This window comes from Algoriphagus sp., from assembly GCF_013373065.1.
Lineage (GTDB): Bacteria > Bacteroidota > Bacteroidia > Cytophagales > Cyclobacteriaceae > Algoriphagus.
In genome coordinates this window covers 162,562-174,635 of record NZ_JABXIN010000015.1, presented here as the reverse complement: position 1 = coordinate 174,635, position 12,074 = coordinate 162,562, and the positions used below count along the sequence as shown (strand labels likewise).

At 41.6% G+C, this 12,074-nt stretch carries 11 protein-coding genes; 2 read left to right on the top strand and 9 right to left on the bottom strand.

Annotated elements, in window-relative coordinates; genetic code table 11:
- Positions 1-134: 134 nt before the first annotated feature.
- Together HWE15_RS11765 and cmk are read right to left on the bottom strand one after the other, a co-directional pair.
- Positions 135-1,031 (bottom strand): 4-hydroxy-3-methylbut-2-enyl diphosphate reductase, encoded by an 897-nt coding sequence (locus tag HWE15_RS11765; RefSeq protein WP_290507731.1) that lies wholly within the window; start codon positions 1,029-1,031, stop codon positions 135-137.
- Entirely contained in the window at positions 1,012-1,719 is a 708-nt protein-coding gene (cmk, locus tag HWE15_RS11760; protein WP_290507730.1) for a (d)CMP kinase, read from the bottom strand. Before cmk ends, HWE15_RS11765 begins: the two co-directional genes overlap by 20 nt.
- Positions 1,720-1,838: 119 nt before the next feature.
- Between cmk and ade the strand changes: the two genes are divergently transcribed.
- Positions 1,839-3,461: an adenine deaminase gene (gene ade, locus HWE15_RS11755; protein ID WP_290507729.1), complete on the top strand. Its 1,623-nt coding sequence runs from the start codon at positions 1,839-1,841 to the stop codon at positions 3,459-3,461.
- Between the two features lie 45 nt (positions 3,462-3,506).
- On the opposite strand, the gene HWE15_RS11750 is transcribed toward ade, so the two are convergent.
- Together HWE15_RS11750 and HWE15_RS11745 are read right to left on the bottom strand one after the other, a co-directional pair.
- Positions 3,507-5,087 carry a peptide chain release factor 3 gene (locus HWE15_RS11750; protein ID WP_290507728.1) on the bottom strand — a complete coding sequence of 527 codons (1,581 nt, stop codon included), beginning with the start codon at positions 5,085-5,087 and terminating at the stop codon, positions 3,507-3,509.
- Between the two features lie 179 nt (positions 5,088-5,266).
- Positions 5,267-6,502 carry an ATP-binding protein gene (locus tag HWE15_RS11745; protein ID WP_290507727.1) on the bottom strand — a complete coding sequence of 412 codons (1,236 nt, stop codon included), beginning with the start codon at positions 6,500-6,502 and terminating at the stop codon, positions 5,267-5,269.
- 146 nt (positions 6,503-6,648) lie between these two features.
- Between HWE15_RS11745 and HWE15_RS11740 the strand changes: the two genes are divergently transcribed.
- The gene (locus HWE15_RS11740) at positions 6,649-7,119 is read left to right on the top strand and encodes a DNA starvation/stationary phase protection protein (RefSeq protein ID WP_290507726.1); all 471 of its coding nucleotides are present in this window, start codon (positions 6,649-6,651) and stop codon (positions 7,117-7,119) included.
- A gap of 38 nt (positions 7,120-7,157) precedes the next feature.
- Here HWE15_RS11740 and HWE15_RS11735 read toward each other — a convergent pair whose 3' ends face one another.
- The 5 genes from HWE15_RS11735 to HWE15_RS11715 all read right to left on the bottom strand — a co-directional run bounded on the left by HWE15_RS11735 (position 7,158) and on the right by HWE15_RS11715 (position 12,022).
- Entirely contained in the window at positions 7,158-8,465 is a 1,308-nt protein-coding gene (locus HWE15_RS11735; protein ID WP_290507725.1) for an ABC transporter permease, read from the bottom strand.
- Positions 8,458-9,351 carry an ABC transporter ATP-binding protein gene (locus HWE15_RS11730; RefSeq protein ID WP_290507724.1) on the bottom strand — a complete coding sequence of 298 codons (894 nt, stop codon included), beginning with the start codon at positions 9,349-9,351 and terminating at the stop codon, positions 8,458-8,460. Before HWE15_RS11730 ends, HWE15_RS11735 begins: the two co-directional genes overlap by 8 nt.
- Before the next feature lie 5 nt (positions 9,352-9,356).
- Complete coding sequence (locus HWE15_RS11725) at positions 9,357-10,244, bottom strand: hypothetical protein (RefSeq protein ID WP_290507723.1); 888 nt, start codon at positions 10,242-10,244, stop codon at positions 9,357-9,359.
- Between the two features lie 79 nt (positions 10,245-10,323).
- A complete protein-coding gene (gene dnaJ / locus HWE15_RS11720; protein ID WP_290507722.1) occupies positions 10,324-11,430 on the bottom strand; it encodes a molecular chaperone DnaJ in 1,107 nt (368 codons plus the stop codon).
- Positions 11,431-11,437: 7 nt separating this feature from the next.
- Complete coding sequence (locus HWE15_RS11715; protein WP_290507721.1) at positions 11,438-12,022, bottom strand: nucleotide exchange factor GrpE; 585 nt, start codon at positions 12,020-12,022, stop codon at positions 11,438-11,440.
- Positions 12,023-12,074: the final 52 nt, after the last annotated feature.

Genomic DNA, 12,074 nt, shown 5'->3' with positions numbered 1-12,074 from the left:
ATCTATTTCGTAACTATGGGCTTTTGAAAAACGCCCCAAATCTAATAAATAACCTTTTTATTTTGAGGCGAATTGAATTTTAATCTTTGAACTTTCTCCTAAGCGGTAGAATTTTGACTTAAACCCTATCATTTTCAGGCAGGAAGCGTATTTGCCTCCATAGATTCCAGGTGTTTTTTAACATCTTCCATCAACCACATCGGTGTAGAAGTAGCCCCGCAAATCCCTACCCTATCTGTTGGGTAGAACCACTCCGGCTGTATCTCTGTTTGATTTTCTACAAAAAAACTTCTTGGATTCTCTTCCAAGCATACCTGATAGAGCGCCTTTCCATTGGAGCTTTTCTTTCCAGAAACGAAAACGATCACGTCATTCTCCTTGGCAAATTGACGAAGTTGGGGTTCCCGATTGGATACTTGTCGGCAAATGGAGTCATTTGCATTAAAATCCACTTCGGTTAATTCTCCTTTGGATGCTTTAATTCGCTCCTGGATTTTTTGGGATAATTCATAAAAGCCTTTGGTGCTTTTGGTCGTTTGGCTAAAAAGGGTCACAGGACGATTGAAATCAATTTTTTCTAAATCGGTATCTTCCATCACCACAATAGCCTTTTCCATCGTCTGCCCAGTCAAGCCTATAACTTCAGCATGGCCCTTTTTCCCGTAAATCACAATCTGCCCATTTTCACGCTCCATTTTGTCGAAAGCTGTTTTCACACGATGCTGAAGCTTCAAAACTACTGGACAGGAGGCGTCAATCAACTCAATATTATTTTCAATGGCTGTCCTATACGTTTCCGGTGGCTCCCCGTGAGCACGAATTAAAACCTTGCAGTCGCTCAATTCGGATAATTGGTCCCGATCAATAACCACAAGTCCTTTGTCAGCCAGACGCTTGACCTCCATATCATTGTGCACGATATCTCCCAGGCAATACAGCTTGTCCGACTGCTCCATTTCATCCTCTGCCATTTTGATGGCAAACTCCACCCCAAAGCAATAGCCTGAATTTTTATCGATGGTTACTTGCATATTTCTCTGTTTGATTAATTCGTTGCTTAGCAAGGGTTACGATCTGAGCAACCTGCTCTGCAAAACTCAAATTACTTGTATCGACTTCCACGGCATCCTCCACTTTAAAAAGAGGACTCTCCGCTCGACTGCTGTCAATTCGGTCTCGTTCGCCCAAATTGTTTTTAATATCTTCCAGATCTACAATCTCACCTTTTTCGAGGAGTTCCTTTTGTCTTCTAAATGCTCGAGTATCCAAATCTGCAGTCATAAAAACCTTGAGCTCTGCATCCGGAAAAACTACCGAACCGATATCCCGACCATCCATGACGACTCCTTTTTCCTTCCCTAAACGTTGCTGCTGTGCGACAAGTTCTTCCCGGATTTCTTTGACTTTGGCAAAATCGCTTACCCGCTCGGAAACGCGCATGCTCCGAATTTCCTGTTCAACGTTCAATCCGTTCAAAAAAGTATCCTGCTGTCCTGTATCAGGATTCAACTGAAAACTGATCTCCAAATCTTTCAAGCCTTTTTGGATGTCTTTGGGGTTGGTAGCACCGAGATAGCCATTTAAAAAGTGTAAAGTGGTTGCACGATACATGGCTCCTGAATCAATGTAGGTATACCCTAATTCCTTAGCTACTGCTTTTGCTGTTGAGCTTTTGCCGCAACCAGAATATCCGTCAATCGCAATGACTATTTTTCCCATTCAAAAAGTGTGCTTGCCTCCTTTTATTTTTCTGGGGCAAATATAGTAGTTTTAATACAAATGAATTTGAGTGAGTCGGGATTTCCCCGCTTATTTCTTCTCCTTTTAAACTGATTTTCATGCACATTCACGGTCAATTGGTTGATATTCCAAATCAGAAAATATCTTCCGTTACTCTTACTATCGAAAACGGAAAAATTGCAGCCATAGAACACATCGATTCCAATTCAGACATACCTTTTTTACTTCCGGGATTCATTGATGCACATGTACATGTGGAGTCCTCCATGCTGGTTCCATCAGAATTTGCCCGGTTAGCAGTGGTTCATGGAACCGTTGCTACCATCTCGGATCCACATGAAATCGCCAATGTCTGTGGCATGCATGGCGTAGAGTATATGATTGAAAACGGGAAACAAGTTCCTTTCAAGTTTTACTTCGGAGCTCCTTCTTGTGTGCCGGCCACTCCTTTCGAAACAGCCGGTGGAGAAATCAATGCAGCTGACATCGAAAACCTGATGAGCAGGCCGGAAATTGCTTATTTGGCAGAGATGATGAATTGGCCGGGGACAGTAAATCGAGATCCACTAGTCATGGAAAAAATCCGAATCGCACAAAAATTAAATAAACCCATTGACGGACATGCGCCTGGGCTCATAGGGGAATTGGCAGAAAAATATGTATCCGCAGGTCCCAGTACGGACCATGAGTGCTTTACCTACGAAGAAGCCTTAGGAAAAATTAAACTGGGAATGAAAATAGCTATTCGGGAGGGCTCTGCTGCCAAGAACTTTGAAGCATTGATCGACCTCATTGATGACTACCCGGAGATGATTATGTTCTGTTCGGATGACAAACATCCCGACAATCTGGCTGTCGGACATATCAATGAACTGGTAGCTCGGGCAGTGGCCAGAGGAAAGGATTTATTTAAGTTACTTCAGGCCGCCTGCCTTAATCCGATCCATCACTATTCGTTGGAAGTGGGGCAATTGCGTGTAGGTGATCCAGCAGATTTTATTTTGGTAAAGGATCTAAAGGAGTTCCAGGTTCAAGCCAACTATATTAATGGAGAAAAAGTCGCCGAAAATGGAAAGACCTTAATCCCTTCCAGTGTAAATGAGATCATTAATAATTTTAATACCAGTACAAAAAAACCAGAGGATTTTCAAATTACTGCTTCAGGTAAAAAAGTGAGAGTGATTGAGGCTTTGGATGGACAATTGATTACGCCGGAAATCGAAGGGGAAATTTTAATTAAAAATGGTTTGGCCGAATCCAATCCAGATAAGGACATATTAAAAATCACCGTGGTCAACCGCTATCAAGATGCACCTCCGTCGGTAGCCTTTATCAAAAACTTCGGGTTGAAAGTCGGAGCCATCTCCTCATCTGTAGGTCATGACTCACACAATATCATCGCGGTGGGAGTAGATGATGAATCCATTTGCAGAGCTGTTAATCTCTTGATCAAGGCAAAAGGCGGAGTTTCGGCAGTATCGGGAGAAAAAGAAGAAGTCCTTGCCCTACCGGTGGGAGGCATCATGTCACCCGAAGATGGCTATCAGGTCGCGAACGCCTATACCCGTATCGATCGCATGGCTAAAGAAATGGGTTCTACGCTGAATTCCCCTTTTATGACCCTGAGCTTTATGGCCTTGCTGGTGATTCCGGATTTGAAATTGAGTGATAAGGGGTTGTTTGATGGAAAGAGGTTTGAGTTTTTGGACGTTTTCTTGTAAAAACAAACCCTCCAAGGGTTTGAAACCTTTGGAGGGTTGATAGCTCTAAAACTCCGAAGTAAAGTGAAACTCAATCTCGGGGTAATTGTCCTGCACCATTTGTAACCAGGCTTTGGATTCGGCCATAAAGACCAATTTGCCATCCTTATCATATGCGATATGACGGTTCTTGGAGCGTACAAATTCATCGAGTTGCTTCTTGTCCTTGCTGCTGATCCAGCAGGCTTTGTATAGATTCATCGGGTGGAATTCAACCGTGGCGTTGTATTCGTTTTTCAATCGGAATTGAATCACTTCAAACTGAAGCTGACCAACAGTACCAACCACTTTTCGGGATCCCATATCGAAAGTAAACAACTGCGCCACCCCTTCTTCCATCAGTTGCTTAAGACCTTTTTCAAGCTGTTTGGTCTTCATTGCGTCCTTGTTGACGACTTCCCGGAAAATCTCTGGCGAGAAACTCGGAATTCCTGTGAAAACCATGTTTTCTCCATCTGTCAGGGTATCACCGATTTTCAGATTTCCCGTATCATACAAACCAATAATATCCCCCGGAAATGCCTCGTCGATGATTTCCTTATCTTGGGCCATAAATTGGGTCACATTTGAAAAGCGTAGTGGCTTCGCCCCACCTACATGGTTATAAGGTTTATTTCGCTCAAATTTCCCCGAACAGATCCGTAAAAAGGCAATTCGGTTCCGGTGGTTGGGATCCATGTTGGCGTGGATTTTAAATACAAAGCCGGAAAATTTAGATTCATCGGGCTTTACTTCCCTCACATCTGTCATTCGGCTCTTGGGAGCAGGAGCAATCTGAATAAAGGTATCCAGCATCTCATTGACACCGAAATTATTAACGGCAGACCCGAAGAAGACTGGTGCAACTTTCCCATCCAAATATTCTGAAACATCAAACTCCGGATAAACACCCTCAATCAGTTCCACATCTTCCCGCAGCTGATCTGCAGGATTCTGTCCAATTAATTGATCCAGTTCGGAATCTTCTAGATTTTCGAAAATCTTTCGATCATCACTCAACTTCCGCTGGGATGGGGTAAACAGATTTAGTTTTTGGTCATACAAATTGTAAACCCCTTTAAAGCTTTTTCCCATTCCAATCGGCCAAGAAAGTGGTCGAACTTGGATATTGAGCTTTTCCTCTACCTCATCAAGCAAATCGTAAGGATCTCTTCCCTCTCGGTCTAGTTTATTAATAAAACAGATCACAGGAGTATTCCGCATGCGGCAAACTTCCATGAGTTTTTCAGTCTGAATCTCCACCCCTTTCACACAGTCAATGACCATGATTACTGAATCCACCGCGGTCAAAGTTCGGTAGGTATCTTCCGCGAAATCCTGGTGACCTGGTGTGTCCAAAAGGTTAATTTTTATCCCCTTGTATTCAAAACCCATGACTGAGGTCGCCACAGAGATTCCTCGTTGCTTCTCGATTTCCATCCAATCGGACTTGGTTGCTGTATCGATTTTGTTGGATTTTACAGCACCTGCCGTCTGAATGGCTCCTCCGAAAAGAAGCAACTTTTCAGTAAGGGTGGTTTTTCCAGCATCGGGGTGGGCGATAATGGCAAAGGTTCGGCGTTTTTTGATTTCCTCAGTCAAACTCATGGGTAGTAAAATTCAGGGGGCAAAGGTAATCAAAAATGCCTCAATGGCATTTTGTAAATACGAAATACGAAGTGCGAATTACAAAACCCTATAATGTAATTAGCCATATCCAACAAATTTGGAGTTAGCTTGAACACTTTAAAAAAACAGGTACTACGTATTTCGCACCTCGTATTTTCCTAATATTCCAAAATTCCTTCCGTTACAAACTGCTCAGCTCCCTCAATGGTGCTATGAAGGATAATGCGAAAGGTAGTGCCGATCCCGATTTCCGACGATTTAACAAAAATTCGTCCACCATGATAACCCTCGATGATACGCTTTGCTAAGGTCAATCCCAGCCCCCATCCTCTTTGTCTGGTGGAAAAACCTGGATTGAAAACTTTCTTAAAATTTCGTTTTTCAATTCCCTTGCCTGTATCCGTGATATCAACGATCACGAATTTGTCGGAGTCCTGAATAATATCAATGGTGATGGTACCCTTCCCTTTCATCGCATCCACAGCATTTTTGCAGATATTTTCGATAACCCATTCAAAAAGGGGCTTATTCATCATCGCCTCCAAATCCTGCGAATCCGCATTGATGTGTAGATCGACTTTGGTAGAAATTCTAGGACGCAGGTAATTGATCGTTTCTTCGATTGCCTGATAGAGGTTTTCAGATTGAATGACTGGCTTGCTACCGATGCTGCTGAACCGCTCCGTCACCATGCGCAACTTCACTACATCCTTATCCATTTCTTGGATGATTTCCTTGTTTTCTTCCCATACTGGAGAATTTCGCAGGTAATCAATCCAAGCCATCAAGGAAGCAATAGGTGTTCCCAGCTGATGGGCAGTTTCTTTTGTCAATCCAGCCCAAACACGATTTTGCTCGGCAATTTTGCTTTGGTTGAAAAGCGCATAGGCCAGCACTCCAAAAATCAAAATAACTGCCAACTGCACATAGGGATAATAGCGGAGATTGGTCAATAGCTCCGAATTGCGGTAAAAGATCTGAATATCAGCTTCCCGAAGCAAAATGGGCTCGTACTCAGACTTCATTTCCTCCAACTCTTCGGCCAGGGTTTTTGTAGAATCCTGGGCAGTAGCATTTTTTCGAAATCGGATATTCCGGAACTCCAGGGGATTTCCAGATGCATCCACCATGATAATGGGAATGGAATAGTTTTGCTGAATGATTTCCTGGTTGATAAAGGATAAATTATCTGCATTGCTAGCCGCATATTCCAGTGCACTGGAAAGCAATTCAATTTGTCTTCTCTCCCGAGTTTTGAGTTCTTCCACTAATTGATTGGTATACCAAATGGATCCCGCCCCAATGAGTATGGACAAAATGATAACAAGCCATTTGACCTGTCGCCGATTTTGGTAAAAATCAATAGAAGTTAAATCCTGAAAGCGGTTTTTCATGAAGATTTTTTCAGATGCCTTTCCCTATTTAACTCCTTAAAATGATAGATAGTATCTGATAGGGATTGATATTTTCAGTTGGCATTCGAAGGTTATTTTTAGTAAATTTATACTATTAATTGAAACACAAAAACGATTATAAAATCATGAAAACGAACGATATAGGATTAGAAGTAAAAGACACTTTAGTATTGGTAGAAAAACTCAATAAGCTTTTAGCAAATTATCAGGTTTACTATCAAAACCTTCGAAACTTCCATTGGAATGTCAGTGGACCAAACTTCTTTGAATTACATGCGAAATTTGAAGAATTATACACAACTGCCAATGAAAGCGTAGACGAAGTAGCAGAACGAATCTTAACCTTGGGTGGTAGACCTTTCTCTTCTTATGGAGAATACATCGAAAACTCTTCCATCCAAGAAGCGAAAGAAGTACACGATTCCAAAGAAATGGTTTCCATCACCAGAGACAACATCAATACGCTGTTGGATTTGGAACGGGAAGCCCTAGAAGCCGCTTCTGAACAAGGAGATGAAGGTACAGTAACACTGATGAGTGATTACATTACAGCAAAAGAAAAGATAGTCTGGATGCTATCAGCTTATTTGAGATAAAATGACAAAGCCGGGTCAAATTGATCCGGCTTTATTTTTTAGTAACTACTTTTAACCCATCGCCAAAGGGTCTTATAACTTGGCTTTGTTCCATGCATCAGGATGCCGATGCGGTAAATTTTTGCTGCTAGCCAAGTCGTCCCCAAAAACCCCAAAATCAATAGGCCCATGGATAATCCTAATTCCCAAAAAGGAACTCCATAACTGATTCTTCCCATCATGGCTATTGGAGAAGTAAAGGGAATAATGGATAGCCAAAAAGAAGTCGTACTATTCGGGTCCTGTAAAACGAATACGAATAAGCCCATATAGGCTACAATAAGCGGAATAGTTACTGGAAGCATAAATTGTTGCGCGTCGGAAGGTGCCTCTACTGCAGAACCAATCCCTGCAAATAAAGCCCCATATAACAAATAACCTCCCAAAAAGTAAAAGACGAAAGAGGAAACCAAGGCCACAAAATCAATTCCATTGATTACCGCTAAAACCTCTCCCATTTCACTATCTGGGATAGCTTGAGTCATTTCACCTTGCGCTAGCTCCATGGCTTGTTGCTGGGGCATTTGCATGCCCAAAATGCCAGTCACTAAAGTTGTTAACGTACCAATAAGCACTATCCATATCAAAAGCTGTGTCAAACCTACAGCGGCAATCCCTACGATTTTTCCCATCATCAACTGAAAGGGCCTTAGTGAAGAAACCAAAATCTCGACGATTCGGCTGGATTTCTCTTCAATTACCCCCTGCATGATTTGGTTACCATAAATAAAAATGAACATGTAAATCAGAATACCCGCTACAAATCCAATAGCGTAATTTACGGTGGCATCGGAAACACGCTCTCCTCCGGTTTCATCCAAGGTAATGGCCTTGACATCCACCGATGTTCTGATTTTTGATAAAATTTCAGGATCAACCCCTGATTCATACAATCGCTGGTCTTCGATTTTCTTTTTGAGATTATTCTCCAAATAGGAGATCAGATTCATGTTGGGATTTTCTTCTCCATAGTAAGTGATTCCATCCGGGCTTTCAAGGCTTATTTTTGGTATGTATAAAAACCCATAGCGATCTCCATCCTTCACTAAATCCTTGGCTTCCTCCACACTTCGGCTTGAAAAGGAAAAAGCATATTGTTCTGAGCTTTCAAGGAAAAACAAGTTGTTTTCATCCACCACCTCAATAATTCGCAGTGCTTGATTCTCTTTTTCCTCCACCGCAATCCAAACGAAAATTGCCATGATGGCCGGAAAAATTAATGGAGTCAAAAGTGTCGCTAAAAGAAATGACTTCTTTTTTACCCTCGAAAGATATTCCCGCTGGATGACCAGCCAAATTTTATTCATGTGCGCTGGATTTTACCTGGTGAATAAAAATCTCTTCCATACTTGGAACCTGCTCCTGGAATCTAGAAACCTGACCATAAGTCATCAGTTCAGTCAATAATTCATTTGGCGTTTTCGCAGCAAGAGATAATGAAAAGTGCCATTGCCCATCTTCCTCAGAGGCATTCCAATTGGCAGGAAGCGGAACCTGAAGCTGTTCCATTGTAATATGAAATATGTCTGGACGATAACTTTTCTTTACTTCCTTGATAGTACCATCTAGAATTTTTCGTGATTTATTGATCATCGCCACTTGATCACAAAGTAATTCCACCGATTCCATCCGATGGGTACTTAGAATAACCGTAATCCCTTTTTTCTTTAACTCAATAATCTGATCCTTGATAATTTCCGCATTGACAGGATCAAATCCAGAAAAAGGCTCATCCAATATAAGCAGGGCTGGTTCGTGGAGAATCGTAGAAATAAACTGCACTTTTTGCGCCATCCCCTTGGACAAATCTTCTACCTTCTTCTCTCGCCAGGAAATCATATCCATTTTTTCCAGCCAATAAGAAATTCGCTTTTTTGCTTCAGATTGGCTAAGCCCTTTGAGTCGGGCAAAATACAACATCTGATCCCAGACCTTCATTTTCTTATAGAGGCCTCGTTCTTCGGGCAGGTAGCCTATTTGCGAAATGTGCGAAGGGGAAAGGTTTTTTCCTTCTATTCGAATTAAGCCCGAATCTGCATCAATAATTTGATTGATAATTCGAATCAAAGTTGATTTTCCGGCTCCATTTGGCCCCAGTAATCCAAAAATCACTCCTTTTGGGACAAAAAGATCAACATCCGTTAGTGCCCGATTGGGCCCATAGGATTTATTTAATTTCTCAATTTCAAGCATGTAGTTTATTCCACTTTTAACGATCCAACCCCCACATCAATGGTCAAATTAAGGAGTTTTGGGTCATCAGGTGAATAGCCCTTGGTTACAAAAGTTTCCTTATCCAAGGATTTTAAATAGGAAGGCATAGAGGTTCTGCACATGGGGGTAGTTTTCATTTTGATCTTTACAGGATAATTGTCCGAAGGCAATTTCAAATAAAGAGATCCTGCACCGACGGCTGCAATTACCTGACAAGATGAAGCCATCCCATCACTAAAGTTCAGATTGATTTTTCCATAGTTTACTTCAAATATCATCTGATTAGCATTGGTAAAATTGGCATTTTGAATTTCTACCGTACCCATATTCAAAGTGACTAAAAGCGTGTCCATTTGAATTTGATTAGGCTCTTGACTCCCATAATACACCAAAACGTCTGCGCTCGCACTGTGCACTTTCAACTGCCCTACTGGAAGTTGGGCGAGGTCAAAATCCGCATTCCCTATCCCTAAATTGAAATTAAGATGATAAAGGTAATTTGACGCCAAACCCACATCCCATGAATGTCCAAAATCATCTTTTGCTGGCGAGAAAAGCTTCGTAGTAATACTCCTTCCTAAGTTATCAGACTCTATATTTTTATGGGATAAGCTTGTATAGAGAATTTGATTTTCAATTTTATGCTCAAAAACAGGCAAAATATTTACCTCCTCCAAATGACCGTGAATATAAACGGGTTCGGAGTTTCGCATTCGTTTCAGATGAGTTGTGCTCTTGTAGGTTGAAAAATCCAGCTGAACGATTTCAAAACCATCCTTTTCAGGTGCCTGGAATTCTTTAACCAATTGTGCCTGACTGATGCCTATCCCACTGAAAACGCCAAGAAGAAGCAGACAGAATTTTTGCAGCATACGGATAGGTTACGACTTGATATCTGAAAAGGTTTTTAAAAATATAAAAAAAGCCAGAATTGTATCTGGCTCGTGATTTTTAGAAGAACTCTTTCATCTTATCAAAAAAGGATTTTTCTGATTTACCCGGATCAGGTTGGAAATTCACAGAATCCCGCATGCCTTCGAGGGCTTGTCGTTCTTCTTTCGATAGCTGAGTAGGGGTCCACACATTGACCATAATCAACTGGTCTCCTCTTGAATAACCATTAATATCTTTGATTCCTTTTCCTTTCAAACGTAGCATTTTTCCGCTTTGGGTTCCTGGATCAATTTTAATTTTGACACGCCCATCGATTGTCGGAACTTCTATCGAAGCACCCAATGCTGCTTCGATAAATGAGATGTACAAATCATAGACTACATTGTTGCCATCCCGTTGAAGATTTTTGTCTTCAATTTCTTCAATTACTATTAAAAGATCTCCAGGTATGCCTCCAGGGATTTCGTTACCCTTTCCAGACATACTCAATTGCATTCCTTCAGCTACGCCACCTGGAATATTGATGGTGATTACTTCTTCTTTTACAATTAATCCTCTGGAATCAGCTTCTGCAGGTTTTTTATCTACAATTTGACCGCTTCCGCCACATACTGCACAGGTACTGGCAGAAACCATCTGGCCCAACATGGTATTGACTACTTTCTTAACCTGTCCAGTTCCTTGACAAGTTGAGCAGGATTTGAAAGTAACACCTGGCGCGACCACATGACGCTTTACCTTGATTTTCTTTTCAACACCATTGGAAATTTCCTGCAAATTAAGCTTGAGCTTTACACGAAGATTCGTTCCTTTCTTGGTTCGACGGCCTCCACCGCCACCACCGAAGAAGGAACTGAAACCTCCTCCTCCAAAAATATCCCCGAATTGAGCGAAGATATCCTCCATGTTCATACCTCCGCCACCGAAGCCACCATTTCCACCTAGCCCTTGATGGCCGAATTGGTCATAACGTTGACGTTTTTCAGGGTTACTTAAAACCTCATAAGCTTCAGCAGCTTCTTTGAATTTTTCCTCTGCTTCAGGATTATCGGGATTTTTATCAGGGTGGTATTGGATAGCCAATTTCCGATAAGCCTTTTTGATCTCATCGGCTGTAGCGGATTTGCTGACTCCTAATACTTCGTAATAGTCTCTTTTTTCCATGTCTAATTTATGCTCCAGTTACGACCTTAGCGTAGCGCACCACCTTATCACCCAAGGTGTAGCCCTTTTCTACCACATCGATCACTTTGCCCTTCATTTCTTCATTTGGAGCAGGGATTTGCGTAATTGCTTCCTGCATATCAGCATCAAAAGGATTACCAATCAAATCCTCCATCACTTTTAGTCCTTTGGACTCCAAAATCTTGACAAATTTGTGGAAAATAAGCTGGTTGCCTTCCCGGACTTTTTGAGCATCCTCCTCGTTTTCACTCGCTTTGAATGCCCGTTCAAAATCATCAACTACCGGCAATAAATCTCGAAGGACATCCTCAGAAGCTGTCTTGATCAATTCCAAACGTTCTTTTGCATTTCGTTTTCTGAAATTCTCAAAATCAGAATAGAGACGTAGATATTTGTCCTTGACATCTGCTAGCTCACTCTGAAGCTTAGCCATTGGATCCTCAGACTCTTTTTCAGAATCGACTTGCTCTTGATCTACCTCTGAATTCTCAACAGTTTCTTGATTTTGCTCCATTTGATCAAGCACCTCCTCGTTTTCCTTTTCGTGCAATTCTTCGTTTTTATTTTTCATAGATCTTATTCAATAGCTGGTCTTGGGCTTTCGTTACAATATTTTTGCCATC